At 61.1% G+C, this 21,348-nt stretch carries 18 protein-coding genes and 2 pseudogenes; 14 read left to right on the forward strand and 6 right to left on the reverse strand.

Annotated elements, in window-relative coordinates; translation table 11 throughout:
- Positions 1 to 228 precede the first annotated feature (228 nt).
- Positions 229 to 1,125 (reverse strand): PA4780 family RIO1-like protein kinase, encoded by an 897-nt coding sequence (locus tag QZR14_RS27530; RefSeq protein WP_090281144.1) that lies wholly within the window; start codon positions 1,123 to 1,125, stop codon positions 229 to 231.
- Positions 1,126 to 1,728: 603 nt separating this feature from the next.
- On the opposite strand from QZR14_RS27530, the pseudogene QZR14_RS28205 reads away from it, so the two are divergent.
- Positions 1,729 to 2,661, forward strand: a pseudogene (locus tag QZR14_RS28205) (cache domain-containing protein); the annotation flags it as partial.
- Between the two features lie 258 nt (positions 2,662 to 2,919).
- Positions 2,920 to 3,519, forward strand: a pseudogene (locus QZR14_RS28210) (methyl-accepting chemotaxis protein); the annotation flags it as partial.
- Between the two features lie 199 nt (positions 3,520 to 3,718).
- Here QZR14_RS28210 and QZR14_RS27540 read toward each other — a convergent pair.
- On the reverse strand, positions 3,719 to 4,996 hold the full coding sequence (locus tag QZR14_RS27540) for an acetyl-CoA C-acetyltransferase (RefSeq protein WP_311998262.1): 1,278 nt from the start codon (positions 4,994 to 4,996) through the stop codon (positions 3,719 to 3,721).
- 239 nt (positions 4,997 to 5,235) lie between these two features.
- Between QZR14_RS27540 and QZR14_RS27545 the strand changes: the two genes are divergently transcribed.
- The 4 genes from QZR14_RS27545 (at position 5,236) to QZR14_RS27560 (ending at position 11,112) form a co-directional block, all read left to right on the forward strand.
- A complete protein-coding gene (locus tag QZR14_RS27545; protein ID WP_311998263.1) occupies positions 5,236 to 6,588 on the forward strand; it encodes a 3-oxoacyl-ACP reductase in 1,353 nt (450 codons plus the stop codon).
- Between the two features lie 2 nt (positions 6,589 to 6,590).
- Entirely contained in the window at positions 6,591 to 7,445 is an 855-nt protein-coding gene (locus QZR14_RS27550) for a MaoC family dehydratase (RefSeq protein WP_311998264.1), read from the forward strand.
- Between the two features lie 299 nt (positions 7,446 to 7,744).
- Complete coding sequence (locus tag QZR14_RS27555) at positions 7,745 to 9,307, forward strand: collagen-like triple helix repeat-containing protein (protein ID WP_311998265.1); 1,563 nt, start codon at positions 7,745 to 7,747, stop codon at positions 9,305 to 9,307.
- Positions 9,308 to 9,441: 134 nt separating this feature from the next.
- Positions 9,442 to 11,112, forward strand: a complete 1,671-nt coding sequence (locus tag QZR14_RS27560) for a ShlB/FhaC/HecB family hemolysin secretion/activation protein (protein ID WP_311998266.1) — start codon at positions 9,442 to 9,444, stop codon at positions 11,110 to 11,112.
- 656 nt (positions 11,113 to 11,768) lie between these two features.
- Here QZR14_RS27560 and QZR14_RS27565 read toward each other — a convergent pair.
- The 3 genes from QZR14_RS27565 to QZR14_RS27575 form a co-directional block, all read right to left on the reverse strand.
- The gene (locus QZR14_RS27565; protein ID WP_250603029.1) at positions 11,769 to 12,176 is read right to left on the reverse strand and encodes a response regulator; all 408 of its coding nucleotides are present in this window, start codon (positions 12,174 to 12,176) and stop codon (positions 11,769 to 11,771) included.
- A gap of 73 nt (positions 12,177 to 12,249) precedes the next feature.
- Positions 12,250 to 12,465 carry a Flp family type IVb pilin gene (locus QZR14_RS27570; protein WP_311998267.1) on the reverse strand — a complete coding sequence of 72 codons (216 nt, stop codon included), beginning with the start codon at positions 12,463 to 12,465 and terminating at the stop codon, positions 12,250 to 12,252.
- An 18-nt stretch (positions 12,466 to 12,483) separates the two neighbouring features.
- A complete protein-coding gene (locus tag QZR14_RS27575; protein WP_442967431.1) occupies positions 12,484 to 12,693 on the reverse strand; it encodes a Flp family type IVb pilin in 210 nt (69 codons plus the stop codon).
- A 331-nt stretch (positions 12,694 to 13,024) separates the two neighbouring features.
- On the opposite strand from QZR14_RS27575, the gene cpaB reads away from it, so the two are divergent.
- The 8 genes from cpaB to QZR14_RS27615 are packed head-to-tail and all read left to right on the forward strand — an operon-like array spanning position 13,025 to position 20,474.
- Positions 13,025 to 13,966, forward strand: a complete 942-nt coding sequence (gene cpaB / locus QZR14_RS27580; protein ID WP_250603027.1) for a Flp pilus assembly protein CpaB — start codon at positions 13,025 to 13,027, stop codon at positions 13,964 to 13,966.
- Positions 13,967 to 13,986: 20 nt separating this feature from the next.
- Complete coding sequence (locus QZR14_RS27585; RefSeq protein WP_250603026.1) at positions 13,987 to 15,204, forward strand: type II and III secretion system protein family protein; 1,218 nt, start codon at positions 13,987 to 13,989, stop codon at positions 15,202 to 15,204.
- Positions 15,201 to 16,391, forward strand: coding sequence for an AAA family ATPase (locus QZR14_RS27590; RefSeq protein WP_311998268.1), 1,191 nt, complete (start codon positions 15,201 to 15,203; stop codon positions 16,389 to 16,391). The genes QZR14_RS27585 and QZR14_RS27590 overlap by 4 nt, the downstream gene beginning before the upstream one ends.
- A complete protein-coding gene (locus QZR14_RS27595) occupies positions 16,388 to 17,656 on the forward strand; it encodes a CpaF family protein (RefSeq protein ID WP_311998269.1) in 1,269 nt (422 codons plus the stop codon). The genes QZR14_RS27590 and QZR14_RS27595 overlap by 4 nt, the downstream gene beginning before the upstream one ends.
- Positions 17,657 to 17,674: 18 nt before the next feature.
- Positions 17,675 to 18,559, forward strand: a complete 885-nt coding sequence (locus QZR14_RS27600) for a type II secretion system F family protein (protein WP_311998270.1) — start codon at positions 17,675 to 17,677, stop codon at positions 18,557 to 18,559.
- A 1-nt stretch (position 18,560) separates the two neighbouring features.
- On the forward strand, positions 18,561 to 19,445 hold the full coding sequence (locus tag QZR14_RS27605; protein ID WP_250603021.1) for a type II secretion system F family protein: 885 nt from the start codon (positions 18,561 to 18,563) through the stop codon (positions 19,443 to 19,445).
- 23 nt (positions 19,446 to 19,468) lie between these two features.
- On the forward strand, positions 19,469 to 20,191 hold the full coding sequence (locus tag QZR14_RS27610) for a tetratricopeptide repeat protein (protein WP_250603020.1): 723 nt from the start codon (positions 19,469 to 19,471) through the stop codon (positions 20,189 to 20,191).
- A 10-nt stretch (positions 20,192 to 20,201) separates the two neighbouring features.
- Positions 20,202 to 20,474: a DUF3613 domain-containing protein gene (locus tag QZR14_RS27615; protein WP_311998271.1), complete on the forward strand. Its 273-nt coding sequence runs from the start codon at positions 20,202 to 20,204 to the stop codon at positions 20,472 to 20,474.
- 118 nt (positions 20,475 to 20,592) lie between these two features.
- On the opposite strand, the gene QZR14_RS27620 is transcribed toward QZR14_RS27615, so the two are convergent.
- The gene (locus QZR14_RS27620; RefSeq protein WP_311998272.1) at positions 20,593 to 20,955 is read right to left on the reverse strand and encodes a DUF6124 family protein; all 363 of its coding nucleotides are present in this window, start codon (positions 20,953 to 20,955) and stop codon (positions 20,593 to 20,595) included.
- Positions 20,956 to 21,348: the final 393 nt, after the last annotated feature.

Here is a 21,348-nt window from a genome sequence, read left to right on the forward strand (position 1 = left end):
ACTGATTGGGGGATGCTGCGGAGATACGCCGACCTGAAATTTCTTTACCGAATCCAAACAGGTCCAAATGCTGACCTCATCCAATCCATAATCGACCCGGTGTTTCAGGTCGATGTAAGACGCAAGACAGCGCGGTCGGCCCCCTCTCCCTCTGGGAGAGGGTTGGGGTGAGGGGCTTTTCTGAGTATCAAAAAAAACCCGGCCGAAGCCGGGTTTCTCGTCAAGCGATCACTGCATCCACGGGGGTGGCGGGGGCTCTTCGGACTTGCCTTTCGGCTCGTCGTCCGCCGCACGGATGGCCTGCTTGCGTTCCTCGTCGAGGCGCGCCGCTTCGATCTCGCGCAATACCCCGCCAACGTCGGCCAGGTCTTCCGGATCATCGAACTCACCGGTCAGCACACTGTTCGGGTGCAAGGTGCCGGCTTCGTACAACGCCCACATTTCCTTGGCGTACTTGGTCTTCTTCAACTCCGGGGCAAAGCGCCCGAAGTACGAAGCCATGTTGCCGACATCGCGCTCCAGCATGCTGAACGCGTGGTTGTTGCCGGCAGCGTCGACAGCTTGCGGCAGGTCGATGATGACCGGGCCGGTCGGCGTCAACAGCACGTTGAACTCCGACAGGTCACCGTGCACCAGACCGGTACACAACATCAGCACGATCTGCGAAATCAGGAACGCGTGATACTCGCGCGCCTGATCCGGCTCCAGCACCACGTCATTCAGACGCGGCGCCGCATCGCCGAACTCGTCGGCCACCAGCTCCATCAACAGCACGCCGTCGAGGAAGTCGTAGGGTTTGGGCACCCGCACACCGGCACCGGCCAGACGGAACAGCGCCGCCACTTCGGCATTCTGCCAGGCATCTTCGGTCTCCTTGCGACCGAACTTGGAGCCTTTCGCCATCGCGCGAGCCTGTCGGCTGTTGCGCACCTTGCGGCCTTCCTGATACTCGGCCGCCTGGCGGAAACTGCGTTTGTTCGCCTCCTTGTAGACCTTTGCGCAACGTAACTGATTGCCGCAGCGCACCACATAAACAGCTGCTTCTTTGCCACTCATCAGTGGGCGCAGCACTTCGTCGACCAGACCGTCCTCGATCAGGGGTTCAATGCGTTTTGGAGTCTTCATCAGCTTTTATTGTGGGTCCTTTATTACCAAACACGCGAATGTCACTCGTTATACGGCAATCCTCGCATCACGGGGAGGGGTTGCCGACCTGTGAACGTTGAGAATGCACACACTGTGCCGGATTAAACAGGGCCAACTCTGCGCTCGCGCATCGACCGTGGGGAATCATAGCTGAGGCCGTTGGACTTGTTGGTACATGTCTTCAAGGGCATTTGCGACAGAATCTGACATCCGGGTGATGCCCCTTCGGCAGATTTTTTCCAAGTCGCCTCAATTTCCCTGTTTTGCAGCCGAAGCCCTCAATGACAGAGGGATTTGTCCGGCAATCGTTCCACAACAATCAGCGATGCCGCGCTCGGGGACACGGGTGATCCACAACGTTTTCGGCTGCCAATAAACCACAAGTCATCTGCACTGCGTGGGCCTACAAGAAAATCTGGAGCGCGGATGAACATCAAACAGAAATTGACGTGGGCGTTTGCAATCATCGCCTGCTTGCCGGTGGTGCTGGTCGCAACGCTGGTGGTGATGAACCTGCGCAGCGATGCCCGGGACAGTTTTGTCGACAGCAGCGGTCGCGAGATTCGTCAGGTCAGCAATGCCATGCAGCTGTTTTTTGACGGTATCAGCCAGAACGTCGATTACCTGGCATCGCAACCGCTGATCAAAAACACCGACGACAGCCTCAAGACCTACATGAGCGCCAACGCCGAAACCATCCCGCAGGGCGAGATGGACAAAAAGGTCTTTGCGTTCCTGCAGGATCTGGGCAACGCCCACCCGGCTTACGCCTATGCCATCGTCGGCACCGCGGCTGGCGGTTATGTGTCGTGGCCGGACGACCCCAAACTCAATAACTACGACCCGCGCCAGCGGCCTTGGTACAAGGCCGCCCAGGCCAAACCGGGCAAGCCGTTGCGGACCGCCGCTTACTACTGGGCGCAGGACGATGCGACCTACGTCAGCACCGTGCGCACCATCGACAACAAACTCGGCAGCAACGGCGGCGTGGTCAGCATCGACGTGACGCTCAAGCAACTCACCGAGATCGTCAAACAGATCAAACTGGGCGAAACCGGCTACCTGATGCTGCTGGAAAACAGCGGCACGGTGCTGGTCGATCCGAAACAGCCGGAACATAATTTCAAGCCGCTGGACAGCCTCGGCGAAGGCTATGCACAACTGGCCAAGGCCGGCAAAGGTCTGGTCGAAGTCGAGCTTGACGGCGAACGCTACATGGCCAACGTCTGGCCGTCGGAGCAATTGGGCTGGACCTTCGTCGGCCTGATCAAGCAAAGCGATGTGATGAGCTCGGCCACGCAACTGACCTGGCTGATCGCGATCATCGCCGCCGTACTGGCCGTGCTGTTCGCCGTGGTCGGGGCCAGTTTTGCCAGCCTGATCGTGCGTCCGATCCGCAGCGTCGCCAGTGGTCTGGAGGGCATCGCGCAGGGCGAAGGCGACCTGACCAAAAACCTCGACATTCGGGGCAACGACGAAACCGCGCAACTGGCCAACTGGTTCAATCAGTTCCTCACCGCGATCCGCAGCCTGATTCAACACATCGGCGGTGCTGCCGGGAAAATCCTCGCGACCTCGCAGAGTTCGACCCGGGTTTCAAGCGACATGGCCGAAGCCGCCGGACGTCAGCGTGAAGCCGTCGACATGGTCTCGACCGCGTTCCACGAAATGGTCGCCACCGCCAACGAAGTCGCACGCTCGTGCAGTCAAGCGGCGGACTCCGCCGACAGCGGCCAGCGTCAGGCTCGCCAAGGCCAGCAGCAGATTGATGCGGCGGTTCACAGCGTCGATCAACTGAGCCAGGAGCTGGAACAATCGGCGCAGTCGATGCAGCAACTGGAGCGCGACAGCAACGATATCCAGTCGATCCTCGGCACCATCCGCTCCATCGCCGAGCAGACCAACCTGCTGGCGCTCAACGCCGCCATCGAAGCGGCGCGCGCCGGTGAGCAGGGCCGCGGTTTTGCCGTGGTCGCCGATGAGGTGCGTGCGCTGGCCAAGCGCACGGCGGATTCAACCGCGGAAATCGACGGCTTGCTCGGCAATCTGGCCAAGCGCACCAGCCAGGTCACGCAACAGATGCACGCCAGCCTGGAGGTGTCGCAGCAGTCGGTGACGCGCATCGGCGAGGCGCGCGAAAGCTTCGCGCAGATCCGCGAGTCGGTGGACGTGATCCGTGACATGAACACGCAGATCGCTACCGCCGCTGAAGAACAGCATCAGGTGGCTGAGGACATCAACCGGCACATCAGCCAGATCCACGGTGATGCGCAGTTGGTGGCAGAACTGGCCAACTCGGCGCGTCTGGATTCGCAGAGTCTGGCGGGGTTGTCGAATGAGCTGGATGGGTTGGTCAGACGGTTTCGTACCTGAACCTCAAAAGCCCCTCACCCCAGCCCTCTCCCTGAGGGAGAGGGGGCTGACCGAGGAGTCTGGCGTTATGCATCGACCTGAAATACCGCGTCGATTATGGATTCTGTAAAGCAAGATCAGGTCGGCGTAACTCTGCAGCATCCCCCAATCGGTCCCCTCTCCCTTTGGGAGAGGGTTAGGGTGAGGGGCTCTTTCAGCGTCAGCGTTCGATGATGGCGGTGACGCCCTGCCCGCCCGCCGCGCAGATCGAAATCAGGCCCCGGCCCTTGCCGGCAGCGTCCAGCAACTTCGCCAGGTTCGCGATGATGCGCCCACCAGTGGCGGCAAACGGATGCCCGGCCGCCAGCGAACTGCCCTTCACATTGAGTCGGCTGCGATCGATCGAACCCAGCGGCGCGTCGAGGCCCAAGCGCGTTTTGCAGTATTCGGGATCTTCCCAGGCCTTCAGCGTGCACAGCACCTGAGCGGCAAAAGCCTCGTGAATTTCGTAGTAGTCGAAGTCCTGCAAGGTCAGCCCGTTGCGTGCGAGCAATCGCGGCACGGCGTACACCGGCGCCATCAACAGCCCTTCAGCGCCGTTGACGAAATCCACCGCCGCGGCTTCGCCGTCACGCAGGTAAGCGAGGATCGGCAAACCGCGTTCCTTGGCCCACTCCTCACTGCCGAGCAGCACCACAGACGCGCCATCGGTCAGCGGCGTGGAGTTGCCCGCCGTCAGCGTGCCTTTCGCGCTTTTTTCGAAGGCCGGTTTCAGTGTCGCGAGTTTTTCCAAGGTCAGGTCCGGGCGCAGGTTGTTGTCGCGGGTCAAGCCAAGGAACGGTGTCATCAAGTCGTTGTGCCAGCCCTCGCTGTAGGACGCGGCGAGTTTGTGGTGGCTGTCGAGGGCCAGTTGATCCTGATCTTCACGCGGGATCTGCCAGGTCTGCGCCATCAGCTCGCAGTGCTGGCCCATCGACAGGCCGGTGCGTGGTTCGCCATTGCGTGGAAATTCCGGGATCAAGTGTTGCGGCCGTAACTGCAGAAAGGTTTTCAACTTGTCGCCAGTGGTCTTGGCGCGGTTGGCTTGCAGGAGAATTTTGCGCAGGCCTTCGCTGACACCGATCGGCGCGTCTGACGTGGTGTCGACGCCACCAGCAATGCCGCTCTCGATCTGGCCGAGGGCAATCTTGTTCGCCACCAGGATCGCCGCTTCCAGTCCGGTGCCGCAGGCTTGCTGAATGTCATAGGCGGGCGTGGCCGGCGACAGACGCGAGCCGAGCACGCATTCGCGGGTCAGGCTCATATCTCGTGACAATTTCAGCACCGCGCCCGCCACCACTTCGCCAATGCGCTGGCCGTGCAGGTTGTAGCGTTCGATCAGGCCTTCGAGGGCGGCGGTGAGCATCGCCTGATTGCTGGCCGTGGCATACGGCCCGTTGGAACGGGCGAAAGGGATACGGTTACCGCCAATGATCGCGACGCGGCGCAGCTGACTCATGAATAACTCCTTGTTGAATATCTGGATTCACAGAGAATCCTGTGGGAGCTGGCTTGCCAGCGATGGGGCCGGCACATCCAACCTCTTCAGTGGCTGACACTCCGCTATCGCCGGCAAGCCACCTCCCACAGGGTCAGTGGTCTACTCTGCTGTTCTAGCGTAGGCCTTATTGCGTGGATCGAACGATTGATTGCCATCGGTAGTCCACACTTTGAACCCCAACTTCTGGAGAGCGTTCCATGTCTGACCGCTATATCGACTTCGCCAACTCGTCCCTCGGCCATCGGCTGGTCGGGGCGCTGGGCCTGCCGTCGCCGGTGCGACTGGAACGCTGGCAGGCCGGGCGCCTGCGGCCGGTGGAAGGGGCACTGCTGATCGGCGGCGGGCCGCTGGCCGAACGCATTAGTGCATTCGCCAACCGTTTGACCGACGGCATCTACCGCTACGGCGAGCAACCGGCGAGCGCCACCGAATGGATTCCCGGCCATGGCCCGAAACTCAAAGCCGTGGTGTTCGACGCCAGCGAATTGCTGCACACCGACCAGCTCAAACAGCTGCGCGAATTCTTCCAGCCATTGATGAAGAACCTTGAGCACAGCGCCCATCTGGTGATTCTTGGCCGTGCCCCGGAAACCCTCGGTGATCCGTTTGCCGCCAGTGCGCAACGAGCGCTGGAGGGGTTTTCCCGTTCACTGGCCAAAGAGCTGCGCAGCGGCGGCACGCTGCAACTGATCTACGTCGGTGAAGGTGCCGAAGATCAACTGGAAGGCCCGTTGCGGTTTTTCCTCTCGCCGAAAAGTGCGTTCGTGTCCGGCCAGGTGATTCGCCTGACGGCTTGTGCCACGCCAGTCACTGACTGGACACGACCGCTGGCCGGGCGCAAGGCGCTGGTCACCGGCGCTGCTCGCGGTATCGGCGCATCCATTGCCGAAACTCTCGCTCGCGATGGCGCCGAGGTGATCCTGCTCGACGTGCCGCCGGCGAAGACCGATCTGGAAGCCCTCGCCGCCCGCCTCGGTGGCCGCGCGATCACTCTGGATATCTGTGCCGCCGACGCCGCCACGCAACTGATCGAACAACTGCCCGACGGCCTCGATATCCTGGTGCACAACGCCGGCATCACCCGCGACAAAACCCTGGCCAACATGACCCCGGAATTCTGGGACGCGGTGCTGGCGGTCAACCTCAACGCGCCGCAAGTGCTGACCCAGGCACTGCTCGACAGCGGCACGTTGCACGACAACGCGCGGGTGATTCTGCTGGCCTCGATCAGCGGCATTGCCGGTAATCGCGGGCAAACCAACTACGCCGCGAGCAAGGCAGGGCTGATTGGTCTGGCGCAAGCCTGGGCGCCGACGTTGCTGGAACGCGGTATCAGCATCAACGCCGTCGCGCCCGGCTTTATCGAGACGCAAATGACGGCACACATTCCGTTCGGCCTGCGCGAGGCCGGGCGACGCATGAGTTCGCTCGGTCAGGGCGGTTTACCGCAAGACGTCGCCGAAGCGGTCGCGTGGCTGGCGCAACCGGGCACCGGCGCATTCACCGGGCAGGCGCTGCGGGTCTGTGGACAAAGTGTTCTGGGGGCTTAGGCATGAGCATCGAATGGCATACGCTGGATCGCGAACCGCGCCTGCCCGGGCTGTACGCACGGGCGGCGACGCGACGCAAAATCACCGGCACCCGGTTGCCCGACAGCGGCTTGCGCTGTTGGGTCGATGTCGATGGCCAACGCCTGGCGGCGTATCGCAAGGTCTGCGGGTTCGCCGATGACGGTCTGCTGCCACCGACGTATCCGCATATCCTCGCCTTCGCTCTGCAGATGCAGCTACTCACCGCCAGAGAATTTCCGTTCCCGCTGTTGGGACTGATTCATTTGAGCAACCGCATTCGCGTGTTGCGCCCGATGGGCGGGATCGCTCGGGCGCAGGTGAGCGTACGCGTGACCAATCTGCAAGCGCATCCCAAAGGCGCAACATTCGATCTGCTGACCACGCTGGATGATCAGCTCGGGCCGTTGTGGGAAGCCGAAAGCCAGATGCTCTGTCGCGGCGTCAAGCTTGAGGGCGAGCCGGTCGAGCAGACCTGGGAGCCTTCGCAATCGCTGGTGGAGGTGGCGCGCTGGAAAGCCTCGGCCGATATCGGCCGGCAGTACGCCAAAGTGTCCGGAGACTACAACCCGATTCACCTGAGTGCGGCCAGCGCCAGATTGTTCGGTTTTCCAACCGCCATTGCCCATGGCTTGTGGAACAAGGCGCGGACCCTCGCAGCCCTCAGCGATCACTTGCCCAAGGCCAACCTCGAGATCGCCGTGCACTTTCGCAAACCGGTGCGTTTGCCCAGTGAGGTGACCTTACTGGCGAGCGCCGCAGGGTCCAGTGGTGAGTTGCGGCTGATCGGTGCGCAAGATCTGGAACACATGGTCGGGCAGTGGCAACCGATTGCCTGAGCACTCGGGACACCATTAATTGTGTGTATATAACTTAAGTGTTCGCCGTCCTTCCCCCCTCCACTGAAAAAACCAGGGCCTTGATTATCAAGGCCTTTTTTTGTCCGGCTATATCCTGGGTATTAGTCCTTAGGCGCTGAACTTCACCTTATATATAAAGGCGTTAATACCAACTTGAGAATGGTCTGAAACCGGCCCCTGGACTGAGATTGAGCACAACGGGCGAAGGCATCACCGACGACAGATCGGCGAGCCATCGAAGACAACGAACGTTGTGACAGGTGCAAGGAATCTCAATCATGAAAACTCAAGGCATGTGGTGCAAATCGGCAATCGCTCTGGCATTGATTCTCTCCCTTGGCCTCACCGGCTGCAGCAGCGGTGGTGGCGGTCATAAAAGCAGTTCCGGCAGTTCTTCGGCGGACGGTACTGCAGGCACTGGCGGCACCTCGGGTACTGGCGGTACGGGTGGCAGCGGTGATACAGCGGGCACTGGCGGCACCGGTAACACAGGCGGTACTGGCGGAACCGGTGGTACAGGAGGCACCGATCCGACCAATCCAACCAACCCGACAGATCCAACGGCCCCCACCAACCCGACCAATCCAACCCCTACTCCGCTGGTGACCACCACGCTGGTGCAGGATGTCGGTAATACCGTCGCGGGTGTCGGCGATGGCGTGGGCCAGATCGGCGACTCTCTGAGCACGGTTCCTGTTGTCGGCGGGGTGGTGCAGAGCGCGGCCAACACCGCTGGCAATGTCGTCAGCACCTTGGGTGACGGCGTCGCCAATGGCGTTGGCAAACTGGCCACCGATCCTAACGGCCTGACCACCACCGTGGCTTCAGTTGGCGGTGTAGTGACGGATGTCGGCAACGGCGTCTCCGACCTCAGCGCCAAGCTGTCCACTGCGACTGGCAGCGTTCCGGTGGTGGGCGGTGTGGTGACCAAAGTCGCGCCGCTGCTCGATGGCGTCGGTGAAAAAGTCACCATGCTCGGCAATACCCTCGACACCACATTGACCAGCGGCCCGACCAGCCAACTGACGAACAAGCTCGGCGGTAGCCTGGTGCCAGTGATCGCGATGGTCGAAAGCACCACCGACAAACTCGGCGCGACCACAGGTCTTGGCGATCCACTCAAAGGCGTGGTTGCGCAAGTCGGCGGCGCGGTGAACACCCTAGGCGGCAAGGTCACCGATGCGGGTAACGGCAACGCCTTGACCAATACACTCGGCGGCGCGTTGAGCAATACCGGTACCGCGGTCGGCAAGGCTGGTGGTCTGGTGTCCAACGGCACTGGTTCGGGTACTGGTGGAGTGGGTGGTGGTTTGGGCGGCGGCCTCGGCGGTACTGGCCTGCTGCAAACGGTCGGCGGCGCGGTGGTCAACGTCGGCGCTGGCCTGAATGCCGGTAATACCAATGGCGTGGTCAGCGCAGGTGGCGTTACCGCTGTCGGCCTGGGTAATACCGTCGCTTCGCTCAACACTGTACTTGGCGGATCGGGCACCCCGATCACCGCAACCACCTCACCTCTGGCCACGGTTGGCGGAGCGCTGGGGGCAGGCCTGAACCCGGTCACCAGTGCTGTTACCAACGTGACCCAACAAGTCGGCGCAGCTACCGGTATCGGCTCCCCCGTCGCAGGTCTCACCGGCCAGGTGGGCGGTGCGGTCAGCAGTATCGGCAACACCATTGCTGCGACCAACAACCCGGTCACCACCGCAGTCGGGGGCCTGGTCAACAACGTCGGCGGCACGGTCACTGCCGTCGGGGGCCTGGTCAACGGAGGTACCACAGGTGGCGGTCTGGGCGGGGTACTCGGTGGCCTGACTGGCACCTTGGGAGGCAATCAACGCTAAATTGCACCTGGCCGATTCGACGGCCTCACCTACAGCGCCTACGCTTGGTTGAGGGCGGAAGATTCCCACGAGTCTTCCGCCTTTTTTCTTAGGAAAATTCAGCCCAGTGCCGTGATCTGACCATGGAGTGTCCTATGCGCGTAATGGCATCCCTGCTGTTCCTCAGTCTCAGTTCCGCAGCCCTCGCCGACACCCTGCCCAGCTTTCTCAACAGCAACGAAACCATCCGCAATCTGCCGGTGCCGAACCTGCCGGCCGACGCCTACCGACCGAGCGCCACGCCGGTGCAGGTGCCGGACGCCGGTGCCGCTGCCGCACAACCGCTGCTGATGGACACCAAAATCAAACTGCAAACCGTGCAGATCGAAGGCGGAACCCTCTACCCGCTCAACGAACTCGCCGAAATCTATAAGCCTCTGATCGGCCGGCAAGCCACGCTCGCCGAGCTGATCGAAGCCACGCGCAACATCACTCGACGCTATCAGCTGGACGGTTACTTGCTGTCCTACGCGTTCTTGCCGCAGCAAAATTTCAATGACGGCGTCGCGCGCGTGGTGCTGGTGGAAGGTTACGTGCGCGATATCCAGATCCAGGGCGATGTCGGTCGGGTCAGAGCCTTGCTCGACAAACTGGCGGCGAAGATCCAGGCCGAACGGCCGCTGACCCGCAAAACCTTCGAGCGCTACACCACACTGATGACGCGCATCCCCGGCGTGACGATCCAGGCCCAGGTGCCACCGCCCGGCACCACCGACGGCGCCACCACCCTGGTCGCCCAGGCCAGTCGCAAACCCTTCACCAGTACGCTGAGCACCACCGAAGACAACCGCAACGGCACTCAGGCCCTGCTCGGCGTCAGCAGCAATTCGCAAACCGCGATGGGTGAGCAACTGACCCTCAGCGGCCTCTTTCCGCCGGGTGACGATCACGAGCATTACTACCGCCTCGACTACAACCAGTTCATCAATGACGAAGGCGCACAACTGGCGCTGTCGGCTTCACGCTACCGCGCGGACCCCGGCACCAATGTCCTGCTCGACAATGGCCTGCAACTCAAACCGCACCGCGAAAACGACCGCTACTCGATCGGTTTCACCTTGCCGCTGATTGCCGCCTCCAACGAACTGCTGACGGCCGGTTCAAGGCTTTACGCGGTCAACGACAAGACCCGCTACAACGTGGTCGGCTTCCCGCTGAGTGTCGAAGAACGCACCGACATCCGCGCCCTCGCCTTCGAAAGTGACTGGCGCAAGGCCGATGCCCGCCAACTGCGGATCCTCAGCGGCGGCGTGTACCAGGGCCTGGACAGCATGGGCGCGAAAAGCAATAACAACGCCATCGACCTCGACTTCTTCCGCCTGCGCGTGTCCGGCGTGCAGAGCGACAAGTTCTTCGATAATTGGCAAGGGGTTCTGTCGGCCGCGTTGTACTGGAGCGACGACAGCCTGCCCGACAGCGAGCGCGCGGTGTTCGGCGGGCAGAACTTCGGTCGTGGTTATCCCGACGATCAAGCATCCGGCGACAAAGGCTGGGGCGTGGCCTACGAGGTCAACTACAGCTTCAACCGCGACGGCAATTGGGTGCGCATCCTGCAACCCTATGTCGTGCTCGATCGCTCGCGCAGCTGGTTCAATGAACTGCCGGTAAAGGCCAACAATCTGTCATCGGCGGCGGTCGGGTTGCGGTTTGGTGATGCCAAGTACTACAACATTTCGCTGGAAGCGGCGAAGGCGATGTCGGACGAAGCGCTGGACACGTTTAATCGCCGGACGCGTTACAGCATCAGTTTCAGTTATCAGTTGTAAGCCGAAACACCCAGGAGGCTTCTGCAGCGGCGGGTGGAGTGTACAACCGGCAGAACTGGGTCGGATTGCAGGCAACCTTCGCTGGAAGGCTAACTCCCACAGTTGAATGGGGTGCATCCAGAGAGAAATTGGCCGGCTGTCAGGCCGCCATCGCGAGCAAGCTCGCTCCCACAGTTGAACCGGGTGCACCCAGAGAGAAATTGGCCGGCTGTCAGGCCGCCTTCGCGAGCAAGCTCGCTCCCACAGAAAAGCAAAAGCGACCCACGCCGCTCCTGCGCTTTTCACCACTCAACAGGATGAGCGTTAGCTCGGCTGCCGCTTTTGATCTTGATTCACCGGCCGCGTCGGCAGGCTGAGTGGAGGGATTGATCCGGGGGTGGGAGCGCAGCGACCGTTCGACGAAGTCGAACACATCGAGAGGAGGTGCAGCGAAGCAAACCGTAGGCGATGCCCCCCGGATCGATCCCGGAGCGAAGGAACCCCGAGCTTTAGCGAGCGGGCCGAACGTTGCGGCAAGCCTTTTTGGATACTTTTTCGGCGTCTGGAAAAAGTGCCTCGCCGTAAGGGCGAAACCGCCAGCAGCAACACCCGCAGCAACGGATATTCACCAAAAACCCCAAAAAGCACGGTCGGCCCAAAGGCCGCCGAGCTCAACCTCAGCCAACCTGAACCGTAGGCTTGGGAAACAAATTATTCAGAGTCTCCAACAGCCTGACGTAATAAATCGGCTTGCGAAAAAGATCTACCACCTGCAGTCGCAACAGGTCACTGACATCCTCCATATCCGCATGCCCCGACATCACAATCACCGGCAAATGCTGGCGCGCAGTATGCTCACGCAAGCGCTTGATCAACGACATCCCGGACTCTTCAGGCATACGCAAATCAGTAATCACCAACGCGATATCCGGATGGCGAGTCAAATGATGCAACGCCAGCTTCACCGACGTCGCGGTATAACAGTTGAACCCCTCCCCCTCCAGCAACTCCGCCAACTCCAGCAACGCGTCCTCTTCATCGTCAACCAGAAGCAACTGTTGGCGCGGCAGCGAAGGAGCATTCATGGGCAATCCCTGAAAACTGAAAGTGAACCCGAGTGTAGCCCGACATCAGCCGGGCATTAAGCTTCGTTTCAGCTCAAGAGGACGGCGCAGGCGTGGTCGAAACGGCCGTGCCACCCAGCGCCACCAGCAAGTTGTTGAACATGACCACCACACGGCCACCCACAGGCGTAACGAAAACGATGACCACTACCGCGACCATCGCCACCACAATCGCATACTCGATGGCCGATGCAGCGTCATCATCGGCCAGGAAACTGCGGGCACGAATCATCAGGTATTCAAAGAGCATCGCCGTTCTCCTTGATCGTCAGGGTCTGGTCACGGCAGTGCCGCCCAGTCCGGTCAAAATGTTGTTGAAGTAGAACAACACCCGATTACCGAGGGGAGTCACAAATGCCACAACCACCACGGCTACCATCGCCACCACGATCGCGTACTCGATAGCTGATGCAGCCTCCTCGTTTCTGAACAACAGACGCACTCTGACCATCAAGTAATCAAGAATCATCTGGAACATACGTCCACTCCTTCGCGCCTCTGGCGCCGATGTCGCACTACAGCGGCAAGGTTCCACCGTGCCATCTGAGCATTGTCAACAAATCCCCGCCCAACAACTGTAAGAACGGATTAACCGGAAAGTATTAATCCAATCGTGTTTTTGCCATTGCCTGCTGTTAATTGGCCAAGACTCATACTTTCGTAAGTTATTTTCCTGTCAGTAATGGCGTTTTGGCTTGGATCAGCTAGCGTGGAAATAGCGAAATAGTTGCATGTTCATAGCTGCCAGATTGGGAACTTCTCTCGTTAGCAATAGCAGTGGGTAGTGCAGCAGGAAAGGGAGAGCCGTCATGAACAGTCGCGTCACCATGGGCCTTGCAGCCATCCTGTTACTGGGAGCTGTTTTTGTCGGTTACTGGGGACTGGTGCTCAGTCGTCAGCCGGCACACGTCGCCGCCGCCCCTGTCGCACCAGCCGTCACTGTTGAAAATACTGTCGCCATTGCCGAAGACCAGACCCGCCAACCGGTGGTGGTGCTGCTACATGATGTGCCGCCCTTCACTGCGCTGACGGCCGCCGATGTGGCCGTGGAAAAGCTGCGCAGTGCACCGGCCGGTAGCTTGAGCACTATTGATCAGGCCGTCGGCCGCACACCCTGGCGACACCTCAGCGCTGGCACGTGGCTGAACGAGGAAAGCTTTACTGCCGGCGGTTCACTGGCACGCATGATTCACAGCGATGAACGTGCGCTCACCGTGGCCGTTGACGAAGTGATCGGCGCGGCCGGGCAACTGATTCCCGGCGATTACGTCGATGTGCTGCTCTACCTGCGCCAGGACTCCAGCAACCTCGAACAGTCGGCGCAGATCGTTTTGCCGGCCATGCGCGTGCTTGGGGTGGGTGACCAGTACGGCCTGACCAACGATGGCCAACCGGCCTCGCCGGCCCTGAGCGCCGAGGAAAAACTCAAACAGGATCAACGCCGCGTCGCCGCGCGCACCGTGGTGCTGGCGGTGCCGGAACAACTGCTCAGTCGCCTGATGCTTGCCACGCAAGCCGGCACCTTGCGCCTGGCCGTACGCAGCAGTGAAGAACAACGTCTGGCCAAATACTGGGCCGGCGAAAAACAGTCCACGGCTCATCTCGACACCGCCAACCGACAACTCTTCCAGTTCACCCAACTGGCCATGGGCACCGCACCGAAAGCACCGTCCAGCGGTGGTTCCGGTGGTGCTGCACGGCCTGCCGTGGAAATCATTCGCGGCAACCAGATCAGCCAACAAAATCCATGACTGCGCAAGGATCCAAGGGCATGCAAAGTCGTTTCAGGCCGACATTCAAACCAATGCTGCGCGCCGTGTTATTGATGGGGCTGTCGATGGACGCTGCATTCGCGGCGGTCGGTAATTGCCCGGCACTGGGGCGCATGCCACCGGTGATCGAAATCGGCGAAGGGTTTCAGCAGGATGTGCAGTCGCCGGTAGCGATCACCCGTCTGGCAATCGGCGATCCGAAAATCGCCGACGTCCACGCCACCGGCAGCTCGTCCTTTCTGCTCACCGGTGTTGCGCCCGGCGCCACCAGCCTGATGGTCTGGACGTCGTGCTCGAGCGAGCCGCGTCAGAGCATGGTGTTCGTGCAGGGCGCCGCCACTGCCGCGCTGAGCACCAGCCTGCCGTCGGATGATCCGAGCCTGCCATCGCAAGTGCAGACCGACATTCGTTTTGTCGAAGTCAGCCGTACCAAACTCAAGGAAGCCACCGCCTCGCTGATCGGCACGCGCGGCAACTTTCTGTTCGGTTCGCCCGGCACCTTGCCGCCGATTGACGGGGTGCCGCAGCCACGCCTACCGGTGGACAACTCGCTGTTCAACTTCTCGTGGGTCGGCGGCAAGACCATGGCGATCATCAATGCGCTGGAAACCAGCGGCTTCGCCTACACCCTCGCACGGCCGAGTCTGGTGGCGCTGAACGGGCAGAGCGCAAGCTTTCTGGCCGGTGGTGAAATCCCGATCCCAGTACCCAGCTCCGGCAGCGACAGCGTGTCGATCGAATACAAGGAATTTGGCATCCGCCTGACCCTGACACCGACCATCATCGGCCGCGACCGCATCGCTTTGAAGGTCGCCCCGGAGGTCAGCGAACTGGACTTCAGTAATGCCGTACAGATCGCTGGCACCACCGTGCCCGCCCTGACCATCCGCCGTACCGACACCAGCGTGTCACTGGGCGATGGCGAGAGCTTCGTCATCAGCGGCTTGATCAGCACCACCAACAGCTCGCAAGTGAACAAGTTTCCCGGCCTCGGCGATATCCCGGTGCTCGGTGCATTTTTCAAAGGCTCGCAGATCAAGCGCGAAGAGCGCGAACTGCTGATGATCGTCACTCCACACCTGGTGCAGCCATTGGCCGCCGATGCCCAACTGCCGTCGTTACCCGGGGAAAAACTGCGCAATTACGACCCGAATTTCTATCGCATGTTTTTCCTTGAAAACGGCAACTTCGACAAGCGCAGCGGGTTATCCCAATGAGCCAGAATTTGAGCCAGACCTTTCTCGCCATCACCCGCAACAGCACCGATCTGGAGTGGCTGCAGGGCGCGCTCGCGCCGCTCGGCCAAGTGGTCAGCGCCGGTGGCGGCAGCCTCGACGAACTGCTCGCGCTGGTCGACGTCACCTTCGCCAGCCTGGTGTTCGTCGGCCTTGATCGCGAACACGTGGTCGCCCAGAGCGCGTTGATCGAAGGCGCGCTGGAGGCCAAACCGATGCTGGCGATCGTTGCTCTCGGCGACGGCATGGACAATCAACTGGTGCTCAATGCGATGCGCGCTGGTGCCCGCGACTTTGTTGCCTACGGTTCGCGCTCCAGCGAAGTGGCCGGCCTGGTGCGGCGCTTGAGCAAACGCCTGCCGCCCGTAGCGCCGAATACGCAACTGGGCGGCCTCACGGTCATGTATGGCGTGCAGAGCAGTTCCGACGGCGCGTTGTTGGCCAACCACATGGCGTTGGTCGTGCAAAAGAGCGGTCAGCAAACCTTGCTGCTCGATCTCGGATTGCCGCGCGGTGACAGCCTCGCCTTGCTCGGGCTGGAGAGTTCGTTTCACTTCGGCGATGCCTTGCGCCATTTGCGCCGGCTCGACGCCACACTGATCGACAGCGCCTTCACCAGCACCGAAGCCGGCCTGCGCATTCTCGCCTACGCCAGCAACGATGAGCCGCTGGAAAACACCAGCGCCGCCGAGCTGTACATGTTGCTCAGCGCCCTGCGCCAGCACTTCCAGCACATCGTCGTGAACCTCACCGGACAGACCGACAGCGAAGCCTTGCGCACCTTTGTCAGCCATTGCGACAAGTTGCTCTGGTACACCGACCAGAATGTACTCAACTGCCGACGCAACCTCGCCGTACTCAATCTGTGGCGTGAAAAAGGCATGAAACTCGACCACGGGCGGCTGTTGATCGACCGTTACTTGAGCAACGTCGCGCCCAATTCGGAAACCCTCGGCAAGACGTTCAATCTGGAAGTGATCGCCACGCTGGCCCTCACTCCCGAAGTGCGCCTGAACGCCAAAAACCAGGGCGTCAGCCTGTTCGAATTGGCCCCGCGAGAAAAACTCACCCAGAGCCTGCGTACACTCGGTGAACGTCTGGCCAAACGTTCCGAGGGTCTGGCCAAGCCTAAAGTGACCTGGTTCGACCGCTTGCGAGGCACCTCATGAGCGCAGAAAAACTCTTCGGCGCGGCGCCCCGCAGTGCAGCCGGCAATAGCGATCACGAAGGCCTGAAACTGGTCCTGCATCGCTACATCATCGACGCCCTCGAAGAGTCGGGCAAAAACCTGCTGGAAGGCTCACGCCAGCAACTCGCACAGTTCGTCACCGACAAAGTCGCCGAGTACATCGCCCGTTTGCACCTGGCGATTTCCCGCTATGAAATGGAACGGCTGGCCGAAGAGATCGTCGACGAACTCACCGGTTTCGGCCCGCTGGAAGTATTGCTGCGCGATCAGTCGGTGACCGAAATTCTGGTCAATGGTCCGCACCGGGTGTTCATCGAACGCGACGGTGTGCTGCACCAGAGTGACCTGCGGTTTATCGACGCCCATCACGTCGAACGCGTGATGCAACGCATCCTCGCACCGCTCGGTCGGCGACTCGACGAATCCTCACCGATGGTCGACGCACGCCTGCCGGATGGCAGCCGGGTCAATGCGATCATTCCGCCGATTGCCCTCGACGGCCCGTGCCTGTCGATCCGCAAGTTCCGCAAGGACATGCTTAAAAGCAGCGACCTGATCGCGATGCAAACCGTCGACCTGCCGATCTTCGAGTTTTTCCAGAATGCGGTCGGCAAGCGCTGCAACATCCTCATCAGCGGCGGCACCGGCACCGGCAAGACCACGCTGCTGAATATTCTCAGCCAGTTGATCAACCCGCACGAACGTCTGGTGACCATCGAAGACGTCGCCGAATTACAGCTCGGCCACCCGCACGTGGTGCGCCTGGAAACCCGTCCGCCGAATGCCGAAGGCCACGGTGAAGTGAAGGCCAGCGACCTGATTCGCAACGCCCTGCGGATGCGCCCCGACCGGATCATCCTCGGCGAGATTCGTGGCGTCGAAGTAGTCGACGTATTGACCGCGATGAACACCGGTCACGACGGCTCGATGAGCACCGTGCACGCCAACAATGCGCAGGATGCCCTGCTGCGTCTGGAAACGCTGGTCGGCCTGACGGGCCGTTCCATCGCCGAACGTACGTTGCGGCAGATGATCTGCGCGGCCCTCGACGTGATCATTCAGTTGACGCGCATGCCCGACGGGCGCCGTTGCGTCAGCGAGGTTGTGGAGGTGGTCGGTATTCGCGAAGACGTTTACGTCACCAACACCCTGTTCCGCCTCGACCGCCGCTGCGGTTTCGGCTTCCTGCGCGAAGCCGTCAATCCGGCCGGCGACAAGCTGCGCCACGAGACTCATCCGGGCTGACGGCAAGGAGCACCGAGCATGCTGGGACCGATCATTCTCATTGCTATCTGCCTGACGCTGTTGGGGCTGTCGATTCGTCTGTTCTTGCAGGGACTGCGCAAGACCGCCACGGAAAAAGTCCTCAACCGACTCGCCGCCGGGCAACCGCAACAGGCGCCTGAAAAGCCGGTTTGGGTCGGACTGGAACGGATGTTTCTGCGCGCCGGACTGGGCCGCCCGACCGAGCGTTTCGGCCTGTGGCTGAGTCTGTGGGCACTGGCGATGGCGCTGGGCTTTTTCATTGCCGACTGGATCGGCTTGCTGCTGATGATCTTCATCCCGCCACTGGCATTGCGGCTGTACATCGCCGTGCTCTATCGGCGCCGGATCAAACGCATGATCGAGCAGTTGCCGCAGTTGCTCGATCACACCGTACGCAGTCTGAAGTCCGGGCGTACCCTGAGCGACGCGGTCATGGGCGGTATTGAAGCCAGCGAAGATCCGTTGAAAAAAGCCATGGGCCGAGTCCAGCGCAACGTGCAACTGGGGGTGAACCTGCCCGACGCGGTCAGTGATTTCGCTGAGCTGTATGAACAGGATGAACTGCGCATGTTCGCCCTCGGCCTGAAGGTCAATCATCGCTACGGCGGCAACGCCAGCGAGCTGCTGGAGAACCTGATCAAACTGATCCGCGAACGCGACCAGGGTGCCCGGCAACTGCGCGCCCTCACTGGCGAAACGCGCATGACCGCGTGGGTGCTCGGCTCATTGCCGCTGCTGCTGGTGAGTTACTTCATGCTGACCAACCCCGGCTACATGCTCGGGATGTGGAACGACGCCAGTGGTCAGCAGATGTTGATCAGCGCCGCCGTGTTGCAAGTGGTCGGCAGCCTCGCGCTGTGGCGCATGTTACGGAGCGTCTGACATGGTCTGGCTCGCGGCTCTCATGTTGCTGCTCGGCGCCTTGATGCTGGTGATCAATCACCTGCTGATGGAGCGCCGCCGGGTGCGTCAGATCACTCAGCGCCTGCAAGGACAACTGGTGCGCGAGAACCGCTTCGGCAGTTGGTTGCGCGCGCTCGGCAGCAGCAAGTTCGGCCAGCGCTCGGTGAGCATCGACAGCGAAACCCAGACCCTGCTCAACCGTATCGGTTGGCGCCGAGCCAATGAACGGGCGCTGTACGCCGCTTGCCAGATCGGCACGCCACTGCTGACATTGGGCGTGGCGATTTTTTTGCAAGAGGTGTTCTTCCCCCAGGCTGAAAACCGTTGGCTGGTGCCGATGCTTGCCACCGGCGGCGGCTACCTGCTGCCCAAACGCTTGCTCGCCTATGCTGCGGCACGGCGCCAGAGAACCATCGCGGTGGAGGTGTCGACGTTCATTCCGCTGCTGCGCATCCTTTTCGAATCCGGCATGGCCGTCGAACAAGCCCTGCGCGTACTCAGCATTGAAGCGCAAAAACTGTTGCCGGAACTGACCAGCGAACTGCGCCTGATCCTCAGCCGTGTCGACTCCGGCCTGGAGCTCGGCCAGGAATTGCACAAAGCGGCGGTGATGCTCGCCGTGGACGAATTCAGCGACACCTGCGTGATCCTCCAGCAACTGATTCAACAAGGCGGCGGCGCGATGAAGTCGCTGCTGGCACTCAAGCAACTGCTGGATGACCGGCGCCTGACCCGCCTGCAGGAATACATCTCGAAAATGTCCGCGAAGATGTCGGTCGTGATGATGGTGTTTCTGTTTCCGGCACTGCTGATCGTCCTAGCCGGCCCGGGCTTCACCGCCATTGCCCGGGCATTTGCAAACTGACCCTGGCTCATGGAGAGCGTTAGATGAAAGTACTGATAGTCATGGCAAGTCTGTTGCTGCTCGGCGGTTGCGCCACCGACGGCCAGGCACCCTGGACAGCGCTGCTGTCACCGACCAGTTGCAGCAAAATGACTCAGGAGCAGGAACTGGCCCTGAACCTTGCGGATGACCTGGCCAACGACGGCAAACTGCACGCCAGCCTGGCCAACCTGCAAAGCCTGCCGGACAACATCAGCGAAGTGCGCCTGCGCAAAGCCAAGGTCTACCGCCTGCTCGGCCGTAGCGAAGCCGAACCGTTGTACCGCAGCTTGCTCGGCGGCTGCCTGACCGCCGAAGCCGAACACGGCCTCGGTCAGCTCTACGCTGCTCGCGGCGACAACGGCCAGGCCCAGGCCCACCTGCAACGCGCCGCCCGCCTGGCCCCCACCGACGAAAAAATCCGCAACGACCTGGGCGTGGTCTACCTCAACCAACTGCGCCTCAACGACGCGCGCTTCGAGTTCCTCACCGCCATCGAACTCAAGCAGAACAACCAACTGGCAACACTGAATATGGTCACCCTGCTGCTGTACCAGAACGACTGGCCACAAGCCGCCGAAATCGTCAGCCGCGCGAAACTGACCCCGGAACAATTCACCGAAGCCCAGCAACGCGCGGAAAGACTCAAAGCCCCGGTCAAGGCCAAACCCGCCAGCGGCAATCAAGTGGCCGCCGTCGCTGACCCGTTGCCACCGTCGATCAAATAAGGAGACAGCCATGAATCCCCGCAAAGGCTTGTGCTACCTGACCCTGCTCAGCCTGCCCCTCAGCGCCGCCGCCATCGACGCCGGCCCCGCCTCGGCGCAACAACAGGAAACCGAAGGCTGGCTGGTCCTGCAAAGCCGCAACAAAGCCGCCTCACCCAAACCCCAAACGGCGACCGCGACCGAACGGGATTTGGCGATGCAGCGCTGGTTGAAGAAGTACAAATATGAGATTCCGGATTTTTATGATCCGGATGCGGGTGGGAAAATCGAGAGCAAGAATTAGTGATGTGGTGACCTTGCGAGCGCTTTCGCGAGCAGGCTCGCTCCCACCTTTTGAAATGCACTCCACCTGTGGGAGCGAGCCTGCTCGCGAAGAACGATGACGCGGTGTGCCTGGCGGATCAGGCCTGCGGATCGACCCGATCCAATGCCCGGTTTACCGCAAGCTCGGCCAGCATGACGATCTGCTGAATCGCCAGTGCCGTATTGCGCTCCGGCCGGCCAAGCTGATCGGCAAAGTTACCGGCCAGTGTGTTGGCCGAGGCCAGGGATTCGCAGGCGTGGGCGAGCAGGCTTTCGGTATCGATTTTCGGGTGGATGAGGAACATCGTGCTGGGTTGCCGGGGCTTTGCACGTTCGGGGCAGAGGTAGAAATCGAGCGCGCGTTTGATGGCTTCGCGGTTTTTGACGAGGTCGTCGGCGCGGATGGCTTCTTCGAGGGGGGTGGTGGCTTCGGCGGGTGGATCGGGGATCAGTTTGTCCATTGAAACAACTCCAAAGTCTTTGCCGCCACCCACTGCCATTCTCACGGGGCAAAAGGTGGCAGCTGTATGCGGGGTGAGAATACCGGTTATGGACACCCGGCCAGACCGAAGTCTGCCCGCACACAGCCGCCATGACACATTGCAGACGCCAGGCAAGCTGGCGGCAATTATGCGTGCACAAAGACTTGATGACCATAAATTGCCGGGTTCTCACACCCGATCGCTGAGTGTTCAGCGACAGCCAGAGACTAAATAGCGCACGTCCGACGGACAACCTGAAAACCATGTGGGAAGGTTCCGGTTATCTGGCACACATTTAAACAGCCAAAAGCCAACCCTCACCCTAGCCCTCTCCCAGAGGGAGAGGGGACTGACCGAGTCGTTTGTGAGAGC

Source organism: Pseudomonas sp. rhizo66 (genome assembly GCF_031931925.1).
In the GTDB taxonomy this organism is placed as follows: Bacteria; Pseudomonadota; Gammaproteobacteria; order Pseudomonadales; family Pseudomonadaceae; genus Aquipseudomonas.

Bases quoted from the DNA above. Each gene is read 5' to 3' on its own strand.
- QZR14_RS27615 (WP_311998271.1), top strand. From the start codon at position 20,202: ATGAATCCCCGCAAAGGCTTGTGCTACCTGACCCTGCTCAGCCTGCCC.
- QZR14_RS27595 (WP_311998269.1), top strand. From the start codon at position 16,388: ATGAGCGCAGAAAAACTCTTCGGCGCGGCGCCCCGCAGTGCAGCCGGC.
- QZR14_RS27530 (WP_090281144.1), bottom strand. From the start codon at position 1,125: ATGAAGACTCCAAAACGCATTGAACCCCTGATCGAGGACGGTCTGGTC.
- QZR14_RS27565 (WP_250603029.1), bottom strand. From the start codon at position 12,176: ATGAATGCTCCTTCGCTGCCGCGCCAACAGTTGCTTCTGGTTGACGAT.
- QZR14_RS27555 (WP_311998265.1), top strand. From the start codon at position 7,745: ATGAAAACTCAAGGCATGTGGTGCAAATCGGCAATCGCTCTGGCATTG.
- QZR14_RS27545 (WP_311998263.1), top strand. From the start codon at position 5,236: ATGTCTGACCGCTATATCGACTTCGCCAACTCGTCCCTCGGCCATCGG.
- QZR14_RS27620 (WP_311998272.1), bottom strand. From the start codon at position 20,955: ATGGACAAACTGATCCCCGATCCACCCGCCGAAGCCACCACCCCCCTC.
- QZR14_RS27575 (WP_442967431.1), bottom strand. From the start codon at position 12,693: ATGTTCCAGATGATTCTTGATTACTTGATGGTCAGAGTGCGTCTGTTG.
- QZR14_RS27540 (WP_311998262.1), bottom strand. From the start codon at position 4,996: ATGAGTCAGCTGCGCCGCGTCGCGATCATTGGCGGTAACCGTATCCCT.
- QZR14_RS27605 (WP_250603021.1), top strand. From the start codon at position 18,561: ATGGTCTGGCTCGCGGCTCTCATGTTGCTGCTCGGCGCCTTGATGCTG.
- QZR14_RS27550 (WP_311998264.1), top strand. From the start codon at position 6,591: ATGAGCATCGAATGGCATACGCTGGATCGCGAACCGCGCCTGCCCGGG.
- QZR14_RS27610 (WP_250603020.1), top strand. From the start codon at position 19,469: ATGAAAGTACTGATAGTCATGGCAAGTCTGTTGCTGCTCGGCGGTTGC.
- cpaB (WP_250603027.1), top strand. From the start codon at position 13,025: ATGAACAGTCGCGTCACCATGGGCCTTGCAGCCATCCTGTTACTGGGA.
- QZR14_RS27570 (WP_311998267.1), bottom strand. From the start codon at position 12,465: ATGCTCTTTGAATACCTGATGATTCGTGCCCGCAGTTTCCTGGCCGAT.
- QZR14_RS27585 (WP_250603026.1), top strand. From the start codon at position 13,987: ATGCAAAGTCGTTTCAGGCCGACATTCAAACCAATGCTGCGCGCCGTG.
- QZR14_RS27600 (WP_311998270.1), top strand. From the start codon at position 17,675: ATGCTGGGACCGATCATTCTCATTGCTATCTGCCTGACGCTGTTGGGG.
- QZR14_RS27560 (WP_311998266.1), top strand. From the start codon at position 9,442: ATGCGCGTAATGGCATCCCTGCTGTTCCTCAGTCTCAGTTCCGCAGCC.
- QZR14_RS27590 (WP_311998268.1), top strand. From the start codon at position 15,201: ATGAGCCAGAATTTGAGCCAGACCTTTCTCGCCATCACCCGCAACAGC.